The organism is Streptomyces sp. NPDC107522 (assembly GCF_055657525.1).
Genome location: NZ_JBVKAU010000002.1, coordinates 774889 through 793060, shown reverse-complemented (window position 1 = coordinate 793060; position 18172 = coordinate 774889). Strand labels below are relative to the sequence as shown.

Sequence of the window (18172 nt, the reverse complement as noted above, 5' to 3'; positions counted from 1 at the left end):
TCCTGGGTCGGTGCTGGAACTCACAGCATCGCAGGCCCGTATGACGGTTGTTCAGATACTGTCCGACAGACCGACCGCTTCGTCGACGCGCTCGGCGACCCAGCTCAGGAACGCCTGCACGTCGGCCGCGGGCAGTTCGGCGGAGACCCGCGCGGGGCGTTCGTAGCTGTGCAGTGCCGCCTCCAGGAGGGGCCGGAAGCGCACCTCGTGCACCGCGACCGCCTCCGCCGCCCGGCGCTTGGCCGCCCAGCGGCCGGTCCGGCAGTACGCCACGGAGCGGCAGCCGTTGAGGACCCGGTTGTCCGCGAGATGCCCCTCGCCGGCGCTGTGCTCACGGACCGAGGCGCGGATCGCGGTGAGCACACTGGCGCGGGCGGGTTCGGCGATCGTCTCCCGTGCCGGCCTGCCGTACAGCACGCGCCCGGCCTGATGGGCGACGGAACGGTCGATGACGTACCAGAACGCCGGGGACTGCGCGGGGTCGAGGCTGACCCGCTCGGGCAGCAGCGGTCCGGTGTTGAGGTCCAGCAGGTAGCCGGCCTCGCCGGACGGCCGGGCTGCGAAGTCCTCGTCGTAGACCACCAGTTCCAGTCCCGCCGCCGGGCAGGGCAGGGCGGGGTGCGCCAGGGCGGCGGCCAGGTCGGGCAGCGCTCGCCCGGGGAGGGACGCGTCCACGACCACCGTCACGTCGGTGTCGCTGCGCCCGTGCCGGTAGTCGCCGAGCGCGACGGAGCCGACCGCGATGACGCTCACCAGGTGGGATCCGCAGACGGTGTGGGTGCGGTGGACGAGCTCCGCGAGGTAGGGGCGGAGCTCTGCGGGGACGGCGTGGGGGTCTGCGAGCGTCCGGGGCATGGGGTCAGTGTCGCCCAGACCGGATCTCGCGTCTCTGATCGGCCGGCTCGGTGGCCCTCACTGTTGCTCAGGGTGCGAGCCCATCGGCTACGCGCTCCCCACCACCGCTCCGCCCCACCGACGCCCCGCGCAGATGCTCCCCTCTGCGCGGGGCGTGACGGCGCTCTCGGCCCCGCTCAGGCGAGTTCCACGAGCAGGTCGCCGCCCTCGACCTGCTGGATGCGGTTGATGGCCAGCCTGGCCACCCGGCCGGACTTCGCGGCGGTGATCGAGGCCTCCATCTTCATCGCCTCGATCGTGGCGACGGTGGCACCGGCCTCCACCTCGTCGCCCTCGGCGACCGTGAGGGTCACCACGCCGGCGAACGGCGCCGCGACATGGCCGGGGTTGCCCCGGTCGGCCTTCTCCGTGACGGGCACGTCCGAGGCGGCCGCCCGGTCGCGGACCTGGATGGGCCGCAGCTGTCCGTTCAGGGACGACAGCACGGTGCGCATGCCGCGCTCGTCCGCGTCGCCGATGGCCTGCAGCTCGATCAGCAGCCGCACACCGCGCTCCAGGTCGACGGCGTACTCCTTGCCCGGGCGCAGCCCGTAGAAGAAGTCCTTGCTGTCCAGCACGCTGGTGTCGCCGTAGGAGTCGCGGTGCGTCTCGAACTCGCGCGTCGGTCCCGGGAACAGCAGCCGGTTGAGCGTCGCCCTCCGGTCCTTCGCCAGGCCCTCGCGGTCGTCGGCGGTCAGCTCCTGCACCGGCTTGGCCTCGGCCCGGCCCTGCAGCGCCTTGCTGCGGAACGGCTCGGGCCAGCCGCCGGGCGGGGTGCCCAGCTCGCCGCGGAGGAAGCCGATGACGGAGTCGGGGATGTCGAACCGGTCCGGCTCCGCCTCGAAGTCCGCCGGGGACACGCCTGCACCCACGAGATGCAGGGCCAGGTCGCCGACCACCTTCGAGGACGGGGTGACCTTCACCAGGCGGCCGAGCATCCGGTCGGCGGCGGCGTACATCGCCTCGATCTCCTCGAAGCGGTCGCCGAGGCCGAGCGCGATCGCCTGGGTGCGCAGGTTGGAGAGCTGGCCGCCGGGGATCTCGTGGTGGTAGACGCGGCCGGTCGGCGAGGCCAGGCCCGCCTCGAAGGGGGCGTAGACCTTGCGGACGCTCTCCCAGTACGGCTCCAGGTCGCCGACGGCCTGGAGGTCCAGGCCGGTGGGCCGGTCGGAGTGGTCGGTGGCGGCCACGAGCGCCGACAGCGACGGCTGAGAGGTCGTACCGGCCATGGACGCCACCGCTCCGTCCACCGCGTCCGCGCCGGCCTGGATGGCGGCGAGGTAGGTGGCGAGCTGGCCGCCGGCGGTGTCGTGGGTGTGGATGTGGACCGGCAGGTCGAACTCCCGGCGCAGGGCCGACACCAGCTTCGCCGCGGCCGGGGCGCGCAGCAGGCCCGCCATGTCCTTGACGGCCAGGACGTGGGCGCCCGCGTCCACGATCTGTTCGGCCAGGCGCAGGTAGTAGTCCAGCGTGTAGAGCTTCTCGGCCGGGTCGGACAGGTCGGAGGTGTAGCACAGGGCCACCTCCGCGACAGCTGTTCCGGTCTCCCGTACGGCCTCGATGGCGGGCCGCATCTGGTCGACGTCGTTGAGGGCGTCGAAGATGCGGAAGATGTCGATGCCGGTGGCCGCCGCCTCCTGCACGAAGGCGTCGGTCACCTCGGTGGGGTACGGCGTGTAGCCGACGGTGTTGCGGCCGCGCAGCAGCATCTGGAGGCAGATGTTCGGGGCGGCCTCGCGCAGGGCGGCCAGGCGCTCCCAGGGGTCCTCGGCGAGGAAGCGCAGGGCGACGTCGTAGGTGGCACCGCCCCAGCACTCCAGGGACAGCAGCTGGGGCAGGGTGCGCGCCACCACCGGGGCGACGGCGAGCATGTCCTTGGTGCGCACCCGGGTGGCGAGCAGCGACTGGTGGGCGTCGCGGAAGGTGGTGTCGGTGACGCCGATGGTCGGGGAGGCGCGCAGCCAGCTCGCGAAACCCTCGGGGCCGAGTTCGGCGAGCTTCTGCCGGGATCCGGCCGGGGGCTCACCGGCCGGCAGGGCGGGCAGCTTGGTCAGCGGGTCGAGCAGGTCGGGCCGCTCGCCGTGCGGCTTGTTGACCGTGACGTCGGCCAGGTAGGTCAGCAGCTTCGTGCCGCGGTCGGCGGAGTGGCGGGCGGTGAGCAGGTGCGGGCGCTTCTCGATGAACGACGTGGTGACCCGGCCGGCCTGGAAGTCGGCGTCGTCAAGGACCGCCTGCAGGAAGGGGATGTTGGTGGCCACGCCGCGGATGCGGAACTCGGCCACGGCACGCCGGGCCCGGCCCACGGCGGCGTTGAAGTCCCGGCCCCGGCAGGTCAGCTTCACCAGCATCGAGTCGAAGTGCGCGCTGATCTCCGTACCGGCGTGGGTGGTGCCGCCGTCGAGACGGATGCCGGAGCCGCCGGGCGAGCGGTAGGCGCTGATGCGGCCGGTGTCCGGGCGGAAGCCGTTGGCGGGGTCCTCGGTGGTGATACGGCACTGCAGGGCGGCGCCGCGCAGGGTGATCGTCTCCTGCGACAGGCCCAGGTCGGCCAGGGTCTCACCGGCGGCGATGCGCAGCTGGGACTGGACCAGGTCGACGTCGGTGACCTCCTCGGTGACCGTGTGCTCGACCTGGATGCGCGGGTTCATCTCGATGAAGACGTGGTTGCCGTCGCGGTCGAGCAGGAACTCCACGGTGCCGGCGTTGCGGTAGCCGATCTGGCGGGCGAAGCGCACGGCGTCGGCGCAGATCCGGTCGCGCAGGTCCGGGTCGAGGTTCGGGGCGGGCGCGAGCTCGATCACCTTCTGGTGGCGGCGCTGCACCGAACAGTCCCGCTCGAAGAGGTGGATGACGTTGCCCTGCCCGTCGGCGAGGATCTGCACCTCGATGTGGCGGGGCTCGACGACGGCCTTCTCCAGGAAGACCGTGGGGTCGCCGAACGCGGACGCCGCCTCGCGTGAGGCCGCCTCGATGGACTCGCGCAGCTGGGCGGGGTCCTCGACGCGGCGCATGCCGCGTCCGCCGCCGCCCGCGACCGCCTTGACGAACACGGGGAAGCCGATGTCCTCGGCGGCGCTGACGAGGGCGTCGACATTGGTGGACGGCGCCGAGGAACCGAGGACGGGTACGCCGGCCGCGCGGGCCGCCGCCACAGCGCGCGCCTTGTTGCCCGTCAGCTCCAGGATCTCCGCGCTCGGCCCGACGAACGTGATGCCCGCCTCTTCGCACGCCCTGGCCAGATCGGGGTTCTCGGACAGGAAGCCGTAACCCGGGTAGACGGCGTCCGCCCCGGCCCGCTGAGCGGCACGGACGATCTCCTCCACGGAGAGATAGGCCCGCACCGGATGTCCGGGCTGGCCGATCTCGTAGGCCTCGTCGGCCTTCAGCCGGTGCAGGGAGTTGCGGTCCTCGTGCGGGAAGACGGCGACCGTGCGTGCGCCCAGTTCGTAGCCTGCGCGGAACGCACGAATCGCGATCTCACCGCGATTGGCGACCAGCACCTTGCGGAACATTCTTGATCCCTTCAGCCTGCCGGTGACGGAGAGCACCCATGGTGTCGGCGGCACCACGCTTACGCCATGTGAGCCGGGCCACTTGCGGCCTAGGCTGTCCTTGAGCTTCCTGTGGTCAAGGGTGTGTGAGCGAGGTGCCCTCATGACCAGCGCGAGTCACCGCGGTGCACGTGCCCGTGATGCGATCGGTGAAACGCCGGGCCCGGGTGTGTCCGCGGTGGGGCATGCGGGCGTTTTCCAGGATCTGCTCCCACTCGCTCTGTGGGTGGTCGACGCCGAGGGGCGCCTGGTGCAGTGGTCGCTCGCCGCGCAGGATCTGCTCGGTCACACGCCGGAACAGGTGCTGGGCCAGGACGCCAAGCGAATCCTCGTGCCCGAGGGGAACCAGGAGCTGGCCGACCGGCTGAGGGAGAGGGTGCGGGCGGGGGCGGCGGTGGTCGCGCGGCTGCCGGTACGGCATCGCGACGGGTCCCTGGTCGACATGGAGATGTGGCACTGTCCGATCGCGGATGCGCGGGGTCGTACCGGCCTGCTGGCCATCGCGGCCGAGACCTCCGCCGTGGAGCGGATGCGGGATGCGCTGGCCGCGCTGGAGGGGCTTTTCACCCAGTCCCCGATCGGTCTGGCCATGCTCGGGCCCGACCTGCGCTTCCTCAGGGTCAACGAGGCGCTGGCCCGGATGGACGGGGTGCCGGTCGCCGAGCACGTCGGCCGGAGCGTGACCGAGGTCGCCCCCGGGGCGGGCGCGCTGGAGTCGGTGATGCGGCAGGTCCTGGAGCGGGGTGAGGCGGTGGTGGACTTCCGCCACACCTCTTCCGGCACGACGGACCCGGCACGGCGGCGGACGTGGTCCTGCTCCTACGCCCCACTGATCGGCGCTGCCGGCCGACGGGTGGGAGTGATCGCCTCGCTGATCGACGTCACGGAGGGGCAGCGGGCACATCTGGAGGCGGAGCGGGCCCGGGAGCGCCTGGCGCTGCTGGCTGAGGCGGGGACGCAGATGGGCTCCACGCTGGATCTGACGCAGACGGCGCAGGAGGTGGTCCGCGTCCTGGTGCCCCGGCTGGCCGACTCCGCCGACGTGCAGCTGCTGGAGGAGGCGGTGGCCCCGGACGAGACCGCCGCCTCGGCGCACGGCGTGGTCCGCCGTGCCGCGGCCGCCTTCACCGATCCGGCGGCGCCGGCCGATCTCCTCGCGGTCGGCATGACCCTGCAGGTCCCGCCCGGCTCGGTGTACGAGCAGATCATGACCGCCGGGCGGCCCATCAACCTGTACCTGAGCGACATCGGCCCGCTCATCAGCATCCCGGGCGCCGACCGGCTGCGCGACTATCTGCGGGCCCGCGTGGGCTCGGCGCGCCTGATCCCGCTGGTGGCCCGGGGCACCGTGCTCGGCGCGGTGGCGGTCACCCGGACCCGCGACCGGGAGCCGTTCGACGACCAGGACACGCTGCTGATCGACGAGCTGGTCGCCCGGGCCGCGCTGAACATCGACAACGCGCGCATGTACAGCCGGGAACGCGACGCGGCGCTCACCCTCCAGCGCAGCCTGATGAACCCCCGGCTGCCCGCCGTCTGCGGACTGGAACTCACCGGCCGTTATCTGCCGGCCGGCGACAACGAGGTCGGCGGAGACTGGTTCGACGCCATCGCCCTGTCGGGCGAGCGGACCGCCCTGGTCATCGGCGACGTGATGGGGCACGGCATCCACGCGGCGGCGGTCATGGGACAGCTGCGCACCGCCGTACGGACTCTGGCACGCCGGGACACCCCGCCCGACCAGGTGCTGCGTTTCCTGGACGCCGCCGTCGCGGACCTGGGCGACAACGAGATGGCCACCTGCCTGTACGCCGTTCACGACCCGGTCACCGGCCGCTGTCTGATCGCCCGGGCGGGCCACCCGCCGCCCGTGGTCGCCGACGAACGGGGCGCGGTCGCCTTCCTGGAGGGACCCGCGGGCCCGCCGCTGGGCGTGGGCGGGCAGGACTGCGAGGTGCAGCAGCTGGTCCTTCCTCCCCACAGCCTCCTGGTGACCTACACCGACGGTCTGATCGAGACCCGTGGCACCGACCTCGACCAGGGCATGCGCCGTCTGGCACAGGCGCTGCGGCATCCCGGGCACCCCCTGGAGGACATCTGCGACGACCTCCTGGCCCACGTCATGCCCGACGTGGCGGACGACGACGTGGCGGTCCTCCTCGCCCGCGCGCTGCCCCGGTGACCTGGCCGTCCGTCCGTCGGCGTACGCGCCCGCCCCCGCCGCGACAACGAGGCACGCCGTGCCCGCAGAGCCGATACTGGGGGTGAGCCGCTGCAAAGCCAGACATCCGGAACGGCAGGAGCGCCCCGGGCGCCGCGCCACCGGCCCCGTGAACGGTGCGAGATGGGTGGGCGATGCACAACACATCCCCGACGACGCTCAGCGAGAGCCCGGAGGATCCGTTCTCGGTCCACCAGTCGGCGTCCGCCGTGCTGGACGGACGGGGGCGCATCGTCGCCTGGAGCGAACAGGCCACCGCACTCCTCGGACACCCGGCCGAGGAGGTGCTGGGCCGGCTGGTGCGCGAGGTCCTGGTCGACCGCGGGGACGAGCCCCTGATCGCCGAGGCGACCGCCGAGTGCCTGCGCGAGCGCGGCTGGTTCGGGCTGCTGCCGGTCCGCCACCGCACCGGCCGCCGCGTGTACGTGGGGTTCAGGGCGCGCAGGGTGCAACGACTGGACTCCAGCGTCGAGTGGCTCCTCGTCGGCTCGCTCGCCGAGGACATCGTCCAGTGGGAGATCGACCGGGCCATGCTGGACGGCTTCTTCCGCCGGTCCCCGGTGGGGGTCGCGCTGCTCGGCCCGGACCTGCGCATCCTGCGGGTGAACCGGGCGATCGCCCGGTTCGGCGGGCTGCCGGCCGACGGGTACCGCGGGCGCCGGACCACCGACTTCCTGCTCGGCCCGGACGCGGAGCTGATCGAGGAACGGCTCCGGTGGGTTCTGGAGACGGGCGAGCCGCTGATCTTCGCCGAGCAGACGTGCCGAATCCTGGGGAATCCCCAGCAGGAGTTGATCGTCTCCGTCTCCGCCTTCCGCATGCAGGATCCGTCCGGCCGGGTACTCGGCGTCACCGAGATCGTCGAGGATGTCACCGACCGCCACCGGGCCCGTCAGCGCCTCGCGCTGCTCAACGAGGCCGGCACCAGGATCGGGAGCACCCTGGACGTGGCCAGGACGGCGCGTGAACTGGCCGAGGTGGCGGTTCCCGCGTTCGCCGACGCCGTCTCGGTGGATCTGCTCGAGCCCGTGCCCCGCGGGGAGGAGCCGGCCCCCGACTCGACGGGCCCACTGCGCAGGATGGCGGTGCACAGCATCCTGGCCGACGCCGAGCAGGTGATGCATCCCGTCGGCCATCTGTTCTCCTTCCCCGAGGACACGGCGCCGGCACGTTGTCTGGCCGAACGGCGTCCGGTCCTCGATCCCCACCTGGAGGACACCCGCGGATGGTTCTCCACCGAGCCGGACCGGGCCAGGAAGGCGCTCGCGATGGGCGTCCACTCGCTGATGGTGGTGCCGCTGGCCGCGCGCGGAGTGGTCCTCGGCCTGGTGTGCCTGTGGCGCTCGCAGCGGCCGGAGCCGTTCGAGCAGGACGACATCACCCTTGCGGAGGACTTCGCCGCCAGGGCCGCGGTCTGCATCGACAACGCCCGCCGCTACACCCAGCAGCACCAGGCCGCCGAGGCCCTCCAGCGCAGCCTGCTGCCGAGTGAGGTGCCCGAGCACCCGGCGGTCGAGACGGCCCACCGCTATCTGCCCGCGCAGGCCTCCACCGGGGTCGGCGGCGACTGGTTCGACGTGATCCCGCTGTCGGGGCTGCGGGTCGCGCTCGTCGTCGGTGACGTGGTCGGCCACGGCATGCACGCCTCGGCGACCATGGGCCGGCTGCGCGCCGCCGTGCGCACCCTGGCCCACCTCGACCTGGCCCCGGACGAGGTCCTCGCCCGGCTCGACGACCTGGTGGACCAGTTGGCCACCGAGCAGCGGCAGACCGATGGGAACGCCCCGCAGATCGTGGGCGCGACCTGCCTGTACGCGATCTACGATCCGGTGTCCCGGACGTGCGCGATGGCGCGCGCGGGGCACCCGCCGCCGACCGTGCTGGGGCCGGACGGCCGGGTGCGCCCGGTCGACCTCCCCGCCGGACCACCGCTGGGCCTCGGCGGGCTGCCGTTCGAGACGGCCGAGCTGGAACTGGACGAGGGCAGCCTGCTCGCCCTGTACAGCGACGGTCTGCTCCTGGCCGACCACCGCGACGTCGACCAGGGTCTGGCCCTGCTGCGCACCGCGCTGGCCGGTCCGGGCCGCTCGCCGGAGGACATGTGCAAGGCGGTGGAGGACGCGTTGCTGCCCGACCGGTCCGCCGACGACGTCACGCTGCTGCTGGGCCGGACCCGGGTGCTGGCGGCGCAGAAGGTGGCCTCCTGGGAGCTGCCGGCCGAGCCCACGGCGGCGGGCCGGGCCCGGGCCCTGGTGAGCGAGCGGCTGACCGAGTGGGGGCTGGACGAGCTGGCCTTCACCACCGAACTGATCGTGAGCGAACTGGTCACTAACGCCTACCGGTACGCCGGCGGCCCGGTGCTGCTGCGGCTGATCCGCGACGGCCACCTCATCTGCGAGGTCTCCGACACCAGCAGCACCTCCCCGCACCTGCGCCAGGCCCGCAGCACCGACGAGGGCGGACGCGGCCTGTTCCTGGTGGCCCAGCTCTCCGAGCGCTGGGGCACGCGGTACGGCCGCAACAGCAAGACGATCTGGGCGGAGCAACCACTGGCGCAGGCTGACGGGGAGTCAGGCGCGTGACGTGACACGCCTCAGTCCACTCAGTCCACGATGACGCCGGTAAGAGCCGGTACGGGGGCCCGTCCGGCGAGCGCACCGGCGAAGTTCTCCTCCACCTCCGCCTTTTCCGCCGCGCCCGGATACGGGTTCGTGCACGCGGTGCCCGCGCTGGAGCCGGACATCAGGCTGGAGCAGGGTCCGGGCTTGCGATCGGGCAGGCCGAGGATGTGTCCGAGTTCGTGGGCGGAGATACGAACCGTGTTGTAACCCTGGTCGACGGCCTGGCGTCCGATGTAGACGGTTCCGTTGCCCAGCGTGGTGGGCAGTGCGCGCGGCCAGCCGTTGTCCGCCAGGACCCGGATGTTCGCGCGTTGCCCGGTGGCGACCGGCTGCAGCTCGACAGCGTCCACACTCTCGTTCCAGATCGCCGCGCCCCGGTCCACCGCGCTCCTGAACTCCGCGGAGCCGCTCGCGTCGTAGGTGAGCACACGGGCGGCGAGGGGATGGTCCACGGCGTCGGTGGAAGCGGCCACGACCGGGCTGCCCACCAGGGACAAGGACACGGCCAGGGCGGTGGCTATGCCGCCGCTCAGCGTACGGACGTGCATGATCGACCTCCTCGTGGGGGAAGGGAGTCGTGCTCATGACATTCCTGGGGTCCTTGCCCCATGGAGGCGGAGGTCAATCCGTCAATCCCGTGCGACGTCCTGTGCTAGCCGGACTCGGGCAGGGTGGCCGGCAGGCCGAGTGCGGTGGAGACGTGGCGCCAGATGGCGGTCAGCGCCGTGTCGAGGGTGACCGCCGGGTCGCGCAGCATGAGGCGGATGCCGTAGCCGTCGCTCAGGGACAGCACGAGCGTGCTGAGGTCGTCCACGTCGGCCGGTGTGAACTCGCCGGACGCGATGCCGCGCCGTATCGCGTCGGCCACCCAGGCGTGCAGTTGCCCGTACAGGTCCACGGCGAAGACCCGGGTGGCCTCGTCGCGCAGCGCACGCACCCACAGCTCCTGCCACAACCGCCAGTCCTGGTGGAGTTGGGGATCGGTCGGCAGCAGGTTGCGCAGGATGCGGGCCAGGATGACCGCCGCCGGTGCCGTCTCCGCGTCACGTTCGACGTCGACGGCCGTGTTGGCGAAGGAGTGGGTCATCGCCTCGGTGAACAGCTTCTCGCGCGTGTCGAAGTGGTAGTGCAGCAGCGCTGTCGACACTCCGGCCCGCTCCGCCACCATGCGCATCCGGATCTTCTCGAAGCCGATGTCGGCGATGACCTCGCACGCCGCGGTCAGGATGCGCTCGCGCGTGTCTGCCGTGCGCACCTTGGTGGACACCCTGCGGCTCCCCTCGTTCGTGGTCGTACGCCATGACCATCTTCCCTCACGGCCGCCTCACCGGTACCGGTGCCTCGTCATGCGGCTGTCCGTCGTACACGTGGAAGCCCCGCCCGGACTTCCGCCCCAGCAGACCGGCCTCCACCATCCTCGACAGCAGCGGGGGCGGCGAGTACTGGGGCTCGCGGAACTCGGCGTACAGCGACTCGGCGATGGCCCGCGTGGTGTCCAGGCCGATGAGGTCCGTCAGGGCCAGCGGGCCGAGCGGGTGCGCGCAGCCGAGGACCATGCCGCGGTCGACGTCCTCGACGGTGGCGCTGCCCGACTCCACCATGCGGACGGCGGCCAGGAGATAGGGCACGAGCAGCGCGTTGACGACGAACCCTGCCCTGTCCCGGGTGCGGACCACCTCCTTGCCGAGGACGCCGGTCACGAACCCCTCGGCCCGGGCCGCCGTGGTGGGTGAGGTGAGCAGCGACGGCACGAGTTCGACGAGCCGCAGCACCGGTACGGGGTTGAAGAAGTGCACGCCGACGACGCGATCGGGACGGCCGGTCGCGGCGGCGAGCCTGATGACCGGGATGGAGGAGGTGTTGGTCGCGAGGACGGCCCGCTCCCCCGCGACAACGGAATCGAGGCGGGTGAAGACGTCGAGCTTGAGGGCCTCGTCCTCGGCCACCGCCTCGATCACCAGATCGCTGTCGTGCAGGGCCTCGATCTGGTCGGCCACGGTGATCAGGGCCGCGGCGGACTCGCGCCGCTCGGCGTCGAGCCTGCCGTGCGCGGCGGCCCGGTCGAGCGAGCGGGTGATCCGCCGGCGGCCGGCCCGGGCCGCCTGTGCGTCTCGTTCGACGACCGTGACCGGCACGTCGGCCCGGGCACAGACCTCGGCGATGCCGGCGCCCATCAGACCGCAGCCGACGATCCCCACCCGCTCGATGTCGGTCATCCGTCTCCCTTTCCGATCCGCGGTTGTGCGTCATGCCCCGGGCAGGTCCAGGACCGCCGAGCCGCGCTTGATGAGCTCGCCCGCGATGATCAGCCGCTGGATCTCGGAGGTGCCCTCCCAGATCCGGTCCACGCGCAGCTCGCGGTAGAGCCGCTCGACGGCGTACGCACGGTCGTAGCCTCGGCCGCCGTGGATCTGAAGGCACCGGTCGACCACCCGCCCCGAGGCCTCGCTGGCCGAGAGCTTGGCGATGGCCGCCTTGGCGTGCAGCCTCTTGCGGTCCTCGGGCGAGGCCTGGTCGATCTCCCAGGCGACCTGGTGGGTGTAGGCGCGGTTGACGGCGATGTCCACGGCGCAGTCGGCCAGCATGCCCTGGATCAGCTGGTACGACGCGATCGGCGCCCCGAACTGCTCACGCTCCACGGCCCAGTCACGGGCCAGCTCCAGTGCCCGCTCGGCCGCGCCGGTCGTACGGGCGGCGATCATGAGGCGTTCCTCGGTGAACCAGGAGCGGGTGATGTCGTATCCCTCGCCGATGTCGCCGAGCACGGCGTCCTCGGGCACCTGTACATCGGTGAAGGTGAACTCGGGGTGCTCGTAGACGAAGGTGTGCATGAAGCGCGGTACCCGGGTCATCTCGATGCCGGGGGTGTCCTTGTCGACGAGGAAGAGGGTGGGGGCGCGCTCCGGGCCGGCCGCGGCGAGCACGATCATGAAGTCGGCGTGGTCGCCGACGGTCACGAACCACTTCTCGCCGTTGAGCACCCAGCCCCGGTCGTTCCTGGTGGCGGTGGTGGCGAGGTTCTGGGGGTCCGAGCCCGCGCCGGGTTCGGTGACGGCGTAGCAGTCGCGGCGTTCGCCCTTGATCACCGGGATGAGGAAGCGCTCGCGCTGCTGGGGGGTGCAGAACCGGAGCGCGTTGGCGGGCCGCCACACCATGTCCCACAGGGCGCCGGTGAGCCGGCCCAACTCCTCCTGCACGGTGACCTGTTCGGCGATGGTGAGTCCGGCGCCGCCCCATTCGGCCGGCATGTTGACGGCCTGGAGTCCGGCGTCCAGCACCGCGTCGCGGATCTTGGCGTGCGCGTCGGCGGGCAGGCCGTTGTTCTCCTCGCACTGGAGCTCGTAGCCGGCGATGAAGTCGGTGAGGGCGCGCGCGTCGGCCTTGAGCTGTACCTGGCGCGGGGTGAGGCGGAAGTCCATGGAAGTCCTCGCTGACGAAGGGTCGGTGTTCAGTGGGTGGGCAGGGCCAGGGCGCGGGTGCCGCGCTTGATGAGTTCGCCCGCGATGATCAGCCGCTGGATCTCGGAGGTGCCCTCCCAGATCCGGTCCACGCGCAGCTCGCGGTACATGCGCTCGACGGGGTAGGTGCGGTCGTAGCCGCGGCCGCCGAAGATCTGCAGACAGCGGTCGGCGACCCGGCCGGCGGCCTCGCTGGCGGCGAGCTTGGAGGTGGAGGCCTTGGCGTGCAGCGTCTTGCGGTCGGTGCCCGGCTGGTCGGCCTCCCAGGCGACCTGGTGGGTGTAGGCCCGGTTGACGGCGATGTCCACGGCGCAGTCGGCGAGCATGCCCTGGATCAGCTGGTAGGAGGCGATCGGCGCCCCGAACTGCTCGCGCTCCACGGCCCAGTCGCGGGCGAGTTGCAGTGCCCGCTCGGCCGCGCCGACCGTGCGTGCGGCGATCATCAGGCGTTCGTCGGTGAACCATTCCTTGGTCAGCTCATAGCCGTTGCCGACGCCGCCGAGCACGTCCTCGTCGGGCACGAAGACGTCGGTGAAGGTGAACTCGGGGTGCCCGTTGACCGCGGAGTGCATGAAGTGCGGCAGCCGGGTCATATCGACGCCGGGTGCGGCCTTGTCCACGAAGAACAGCGTGGGCAGCTTCTCGGGGCCGGCGTCCGCCTGCACCAGCAGGAAGTCGGCGATGTCGCCGCAGGTGACGAACCACTTCTCCCCGTTGAGCAGCCAGCCTCCGTCTGCGCGGGCGGCCGTGGACGTGCCGGAGGACGGGTCGGATCCGGCGCCGGGCTCGGTGACGGCGAACGCGTCGAACCTCTCCCCGCGGATCACCGGCAGCAGGTACTTCTCACGCTGCCGCTCGTCGCCGTACGCGAGGACGTTGGCGGGTCGCCAGGGGATGTCCCACAGGCAGTTGGTGACCTTGCCGAACTCCTCCTCGACGATGACCTGGTCGAGGAGGCCGAGGCCGGCGCCGCCCCACTCGGCGGGCATGTTGATGGCGTAGACGCCGGCGTCCATGGCGGCGCGGGTCAGTTCGGTGACGAGCTGCTGCGGCAGCGGGCCGCCGGCCTGCTCGGACTGGTCCTCGTACCGCATGAGCAGCCGTGCGTAGTCGGCGGCGCGACGCTTCAGGTCGGCCTGCTCGGGGGTGTAGCGCATGTCCATGGGGCCTCTTTCCGGTGAGTCAGGCGAGCACGGCGCGGGAGTCGAGGGCGAGCACGCCGTGCGGACGTACGAGAAGGGGGTTGACCTCCAGCTCGGCGATCTCGGGGTGAGCTGCGGCGAACGCGGTGATCGTCTCGATGGCCTGCGCGGCCGCGGCGATGTCGACGGGCGGGCGGCCGCGCACCCCGTCGAGCAGGACGGCGGTACGCAGTCCGCGCAGGAGACTTGCCGCCCGTGCGGCGGTCACGGGGGCGAGGGTGAAGGCGACGTCGTGCAGGGCCTCCGCCAACACGCCGCCGAAGCCCACCATGGCGACCGGACCGAAACGCGGGTCCTGGTTGACGCCGACGATCAGCTCGATGCCGTCGGTCAGGTCCGCCATGGCCTCCACGGAGTAGGAGGAGGCGCCGAGCCGAGCCTGCATCTCACGGAAGGCGGCGAGCAGTTCGGCCGGTCCGGCCAGGCCCAGGGCCACACCGCCCGCGTCGGACTTGTGCAGAAGATGGAGGGCCTTCAGGACGTACGGCCCGGCGAACTCCTCTGCTGCGGCGAGCAGTTCGGACTCGTCGTGGATCTCGCGGGCGGCGGGGAAGGCGAGTCCGGCCTCTTCGAGGGCCCTGCGGATCTCCAGGTAGCCGGTCTCGCACAGCGGGGATGCCGGCCGGGGAAGTGGCGTGACCCCGGCGCGCGGTCCGCCGCAGGCCGTCGCGGCGAGGGCGCGGGCCGCGTCCTCGGTGGCGGCGAAGACCGGTACGCCGGCTGCGGCCAGCGTGCGGCAGCTGGGCGACTCGGGATACATCGACTGCACCACGAGGGGTTTGACGGTGGCGTGATGCCGGGCGGCGATCAGGCGCGCCGCCTCCTTCTCCCCCTCCGCCAGCGCCGTACCGCCGCCACCGAGCCCGCCCTCGGCCGCGGCGTAACCGCCGAAGTAGCCGGTCATCAGGACGGCGTCGACCTCCTCGGCCGCCAGCAGTGCCGCGACGGTCTCCGCGTACGAGCCGGGGTCCTGCTCACCCATGCCGGCGAGGTCGACCGGGTTGGCGACGGCCGACTGCTCCCACAGGGCCTCCCCCAGCTGCTGCCGCGTCGGCTCCGGGAGTTCGGGCACAGTCAGGCCGGCCGCCTCGACGGAGTCTGCGGCGATGACGCCGTGCCCTCCGCCGTCCGTGAGCACGGCGACCCTGCGGCCGGCCGCCCGGCGACCGGCTTTCAACGCGGCCAGCACGACGGTGAGTTCGCGGGGCGTGGCGACCAGGTGCACACCGGCGTCGCGGCAGGCCGCTGTCACCACGTCGGCCGAGGTGGTCAGCGCCCCGGTGTGCGACTGTGCGCTGCGCGCGGAGGCGTCGCCGCGGCCGGCGGTGAGCAGCACCACGGGCTTGCCGGCGTCGGCGGCCGCCTCGGCGAAGGCGCGTCCGTCGCCGAAGTCCTCCGCGTAGACCGCGACGGCCTGGGTTCCCTCGTGCCGGGCGCAGTCGGCGAGGAGGTCGACGAGGGTGACGTCGGCCTGGTTGCCGAGCGAGACGAACCGGGAGAAGCCGAGTCCGTGCGGGCGGAAGCGGAGCTGGAGTTCGAGGGCGAGATTGCCGCTCTGGCTGAGCAGCGCGACCCCGCCCGGAGTGAAGGTGTCGGAGGCGATGAAGAGGCCGGTGGTGTTGTCGGCGATCCCCAGGCAGTTGGGCCCGACCATCACGGCACCGGCTGCGCGTACGCGTTCGGCGACGGCCTGCTGCCTTCTCCGTCCCTCGTCGCCGGTCTCGGCGAACCCGGCGGTGATCGCGACGATCGCCCGGGCCCCGCAGCGCAGCGCTTCGTCGACGGCGTCCTCGAAGCCGGCGGCGGGCACGGAGATCACCGCCAGGTCGACGGGTGCGCCGATCGCGCTCAGGCTGCGGGCGGCGCTGCGTCCGAGCACCGTGCCGCCGCGCCGGTTGACCAGGTGGACGGGGCGGCGGCCGTTCCCGCGGACGGCCTGGGCGGCGATGGCATGGCCGTACTTGGCCGGGTCGTCGCTGGCTCCGACGACGGCGACGGAGACGGGGTCGAACAGGGCCGACAGGTCACGTCCCATGTCACTTCACCAGCCGCAGGGCGGAGTCGGGGCAGGCGGCGACGGCGGCTTCGGCGGCGTCCTCGTCGCCGTCCGGCACTTCGGTGGCGCGCATCTGCGCGTAGCCCCACTCGTCGAGGTCGATCAGCTCGGGTGCGGGTTCCCGGCAGAGGCCGTAGCCCTGGCAGCGGGTGGAGTCCAGCAGGAGTTTCATGGTGCGGTCCTTTCGGTGCGGCGGGGTCACGGTGCGTGGCGGGGCCTGGATGCGGCTCAGGGCACCGGCACCCTGAATCGGCGCCCGTCCTCGGGTGCCGTGCCCGCGCAGGCGGGGCAGGTGGAGCGACGGTGGGCGTCGATCGCGTCGGGGAAGTGAGTGAGGAGGGCGGCGACGACGCGGGCGGCGGCATCCAGCAGGCCGCAGGCCCCACGGCCGGGCAGTTGCCGCGACCAGCGGTGCAGCTTGTCGGCCGTGTCGTGGGTCGCCGCCCCGCGTGCGACGGCCAGGAGGGCTTTGGTCATCGCCCCGGTGCCGGACAGGCACACCCCGCACTGCCGGGCGCTCTGAGCCCCGAGGTAGGCGGCGGCCTCGACGGCCACGGCGACCGGGCAGTCCTGCGGGCCCAGGAAGTGCAGCGCTCCGCAGCCGAGGGCTGTCCCGGCCGCGGTGAGGCCGGAGTGGTCGAGCGGCAGGTCGGTCCAGCCCTGGCCGTACAGCCCGCCGAACATGCCGCCCAGCAGGACCGCTTCGGCTCTGCCGTGCCCGCACACGTCGGCGAGGACCTTCAGATGCGTACCGGCGGCCACCTCCACGAGCGCGGCACCGCCGGCATCGGCACCTGAGAGGGTCACCAGGTGGGTCCCCGCGACGGCGTCCGCCTCTTCGGGGCGCGAGTACATCACGGCGACGCGGGCCAGCGTCTCCACATTGGCGACCAGGGTGGGCGCGCCGCCGACACCGCGCTCGAACGGACGCGGGGGTTTCGCCGTCGGCAGGGCCGGGCCACCGTCGATGCGCCGTACGACGGCGGTCTCCTCGCCCGCGACGTAGGTGTGCTCCGTCCGTACGACGTCGATGCGCAGCCCGGCGGAACATTCGGCGAGCGCGCGTCGCACGGCCCGTTCGGCGGGGCCGTCGGAGAGGTACACGCAGCCACGCGCGGCGCCGGTCATGGCCGCGGCCAGCCGGAGACCGTCCAGGACCATGTGCGGGCGGTGCCGCAGCAGCCAGCGGTCCTTCACGGAACCCGGCTCGCCCTCCTCGCCGTTGGCGACGACGACGCGTGGGCCCGGTGTGTCGCGGACGGCACGGAGCTTGACCGCGGCCGGGAAGCCGGCCCCGCCCCGGCCCCGCAGCCCCACAGCGGCGATGCGGTCGAGCAACCGGTCGGGCGCGACCAGCGGCGCATAACCGCCCGCGGTGAGGTACGTGGCGATGTCCTCGCCTCCGCCGGACGATCCGGCATCGGACAGCGACGGGACAAGGAGGCCGGCCCGTCCTTCGGGAAGGAGGGAGAACACGCCGGTCATACGGTGCTCCTGGGCTCGGACTGGCCAACGGGTGCGGGTCCGCAGCACGACCTCAGGCGCGCCAAGGCCCGCTCCAGATCCCGCCGTTGGGCGGCGGTGCGGTCGTAGCCCGCCCCGGGCAGGCCGATCAGCATCCGGTGGTGATCGAGGACGACCTCGCCGGCCAGCAGCGCCGCCCCCGGGTCGGCGGCCCGCGATCCCGCCGCCGCGCAGACGAGGTCGGTGACTTCGCGCAGGTAGCGCAGCCAGCCGCGCTGTGTGCCGCGCAGCACGAGCCGCTCGATGCGGTGCCGCTCGGCGGCGACGAGGGCCGACGGCGGGCGGCCGTCCGCCGGGGACCGCAGGGCGGCCACCGCGGTGGGCAGCTCCTGTTCGGGCTCCGGTGTGAGGCCGAGCCATACGAGACTTCGGCGGGCGCTCATGCGTGCCTCCGGGGTCGCGGCGTTCCCGGCTCATCCGTGGACGGGACGGCGCGGCGATGGCGGGGACGGGGATGCTCCGAAGCCGTGCGGAGAGGGCGGGGAGCGGTGCGGGGTGCCCGGCGGGGAGCCGTGCAGGGCCCGGGACAGGGGGTCCGGATCCGGACGCCCGATGCGGCGCGGACGATCGTCCGCGAGGTGGTGGAAGGCGCCTGGGCGGCCGTCTGCGGGCCCGGGCCATCCGCCTGCCACGACACTAACCAAC

13 protein-coding genes are annotated in these 18172 nt (G+C 72.7%); 2 read left to right on the top strand and 11 right to left on the bottom strand.

What is annotated here, in order from left to right:
- Window positions 1-51: 51 nt before the first annotated feature.
- Together ACZ7L6_RS08825 and ACZ7L6_RS08820 are read right to left on the bottom strand one after the other, a co-directional pair.
- Entirely contained in the window at window positions 52-855 is an 804-nt protein-coding gene (locus ACZ7L6_RS08825) for an aminoglycoside adenylyltransferase domain-containing protein (protein ID WP_471921307.1), read from the bottom strand.
- Window positions 856-1031: 176 nt separating this feature from the next.
- The gene (locus tag ACZ7L6_RS08820; protein ID WP_471921305.1) at window positions 1032-4406 is read right to left on the bottom strand and encodes a pyruvate carboxylase; all 3375 of its coding nucleotides are present in this window, start codon (window positions 4404-4406) and stop codon (window positions 1032-1034) included.
- Window positions 4407-4548: 142 nt separating this feature from the next.
- Here ACZ7L6_RS08820 and ACZ7L6_RS08815 point away from each other — a divergent pair, with 142 nt between their 5' ends.
- Window positions 4549-6627, top strand: a complete 2079-nt coding sequence (locus tag ACZ7L6_RS08815) for a SpoIIE family protein phosphatase (protein WP_471921303.1) — start codon at window positions 4549-4551, stop codon at window positions 6625-6627.
- Between the two features lie 173 nt (window positions 6628-6800).
- Window positions 6801-9248 carry a SpoIIE family protein phosphatase gene (locus ACZ7L6_RS08810; protein ID WP_471921301.1) on the top strand — a complete coding sequence of 816 codons (2448 nt, stop codon included), beginning with the start codon at window positions 6801-6803 and terminating at the stop codon, window positions 9246-9248.
- 20 nt (window positions 9249-9268) lie between these two features.
- On the opposite strand, the gene ACZ7L6_RS08805 is transcribed toward ACZ7L6_RS08810, so the two are convergent.
- From ACZ7L6_RS08805 to ACZ7L6_RS08765, 9 genes are all read right to left on the bottom strand, one after another.
- Entirely contained in the window at window positions 9269-9835 is a 567-nt protein-coding gene (locus tag ACZ7L6_RS08805) for a snapalysin family zinc-dependent metalloprotease (RefSeq protein WP_471921299.1), read from the bottom strand.
- A 104-nt stretch (window positions 9836-9939) separates the two neighbouring features.
- A complete protein-coding gene (locus ACZ7L6_RS08800) occupies window positions 9940-10554 on the bottom strand; it encodes a TetR/AcrR family transcriptional regulator (RefSeq protein ID WP_471921297.1) in 615 nt (204 codons plus the stop codon).
- Between the two features lie 46 nt (window positions 10555-10600).
- Entirely contained in the window at window positions 10601-11503 is a 903-nt protein-coding gene (locus ACZ7L6_RS08795; protein ID WP_471921295.1) for a 3-hydroxybutyryl-CoA dehydrogenase, read from the bottom strand.
- A 30-nt stretch (window positions 11504-11533) separates the two neighbouring features.
- The gene (locus tag ACZ7L6_RS08790; protein WP_471921293.1) at window positions 11534-12706 is read right to left on the bottom strand and encodes an acyl-CoA dehydrogenase family protein; all 1173 of its coding nucleotides are present in this window, start codon (window positions 12704-12706) and stop codon (window positions 11534-11536) included.
- A gap of 29 nt (window positions 12707-12735) precedes the next feature.
- The gene (locus tag ACZ7L6_RS08785) at window positions 12736-13908 is read right to left on the bottom strand and encodes an acyl-CoA dehydrogenase family protein (protein ID WP_471921291.1); all 1173 of its coding nucleotides are present in this window, start codon (window positions 13906-13908) and stop codon (window positions 12736-12738) included.
- 19 nt (window positions 13909-13927) lie between these two features.
- On the bottom strand, window positions 13928-15982 hold the full coding sequence (locus tag ACZ7L6_RS08780) for an acetate--CoA ligase family protein (RefSeq protein WP_471921289.1): 2055 nt from the start codon (window positions 15980-15982) through the stop codon (window positions 13928-13930).
- Window position 15983: 1 nt separating this feature from the next.
- Window positions 15984-16175: a ferredoxin gene (locus ACZ7L6_RS08775; RefSeq protein ID WP_471921287.1), complete on the bottom strand. Its 192-nt coding sequence runs from the start codon at window positions 16173-16175 to the stop codon at window positions 15984-15986.
- Window positions 16176-16231: 56 nt separating this feature from the next.
- Window positions 16232-17488, bottom strand: coding sequence for an NADH-ubiquinone oxidoreductase-F iron-sulfur binding region domain-containing protein (locus ACZ7L6_RS08770; protein WP_471921285.1), 1257 nt, complete (start codon window positions 17486-17488; stop codon window positions 16232-16234).
- Window positions 17485-17910 (bottom strand): hypothetical protein, encoded by a 426-nt coding sequence (locus ACZ7L6_RS08765; protein WP_471921283.1) that lies wholly within the window; start codon window positions 17908-17910, stop codon window positions 17485-17487. The genes ACZ7L6_RS08770 and ACZ7L6_RS08765 overlap by 4 nt, the downstream gene beginning before the upstream one ends.
- Between the last annotated feature and the right edge of the window lie 262 nt (window positions 17911-18172).

Bases quoted from the DNA above. Each gene is read 5' to 3' on its own strand.
- ACZ7L6_RS08825 (WP_471921307.1), bottom strand. From the start codon at position 855: ATGCCCCGGACGCTCGCAGACCCCCACGCCGTCCCCGCAGAGCTCCGC.
- ACZ7L6_RS08820 (WP_471921305.1), bottom strand. From the start codon at position 4,406: ATGTTCCGCAAGGTGCTGGTCGCCAATCGCGGTGAGATCGCGATTCGT.
- ACZ7L6_RS08815 (WP_471921303.1), top strand. From the start codon at position 4,549: ATGACCAGCGCGAGTCACCGCGGTGCACGTGCCCGTGATGCGATCGGT.
- ACZ7L6_RS08810 (WP_471921301.1), top strand. From the start codon at position 6,801: ATGCACAACACATCCCCGACGACGCTCAGCGAGAGCCCGGAGGATCCG.
- ACZ7L6_RS08805 (WP_471921299.1), bottom strand. From the start codon at position 9,835: ATGCACGTCCGTACGCTGAGCGGCGGCATAGCCACCGCCCTGGCCGTG.
- ACZ7L6_RS08795 (WP_471921295.1), bottom strand. From the start codon at position 11,503: ATGACCGACATCGAGCGGGTGGGGATCGTCGGCTGCGGTCTGATGGGC.
- ACZ7L6_RS08790 (WP_471921293.1), bottom strand. From the start codon at position 12,706: ATGGACTTCCGCCTCACCCCGCGCCAGGTACAGCTCAAGGCCGACGCG.
- ACZ7L6_RS08785 (WP_471921291.1), bottom strand. From the start codon at position 13,908: ATGGACATGCGCTACACCCCCGAGCAGGCCGACCTGAAGCGTCGCGCC.
- ACZ7L6_RS08780 (WP_471921289.1), bottom strand. From the start codon at position 15,982: ATGGGACGTGACCTGTCGGCCCTGTTCGACCCCGTCTCCGTCGCCGTC.
- ACZ7L6_RS08775 (WP_471921287.1), bottom strand. From the start codon at position 16,175: ATGAAACTCCTGCTGGACTCCACCCGCTGCCAGGGCTACGGCCTCTGC.
- ACZ7L6_RS08770 (WP_471921285.1), bottom strand. From the start codon at position 17,488: ATGACCGGCGTGTTCTCCCTCCTTCCCGAAGGACGGGCCGGCCTCCTT.
- ACZ7L6_RS08765 (WP_471921283.1), bottom strand. From the start codon at position 17,910: ATGAGCGCCCGCCGAAGTCTCGTATGGCTCGGCCTCACACCGGAGCCC.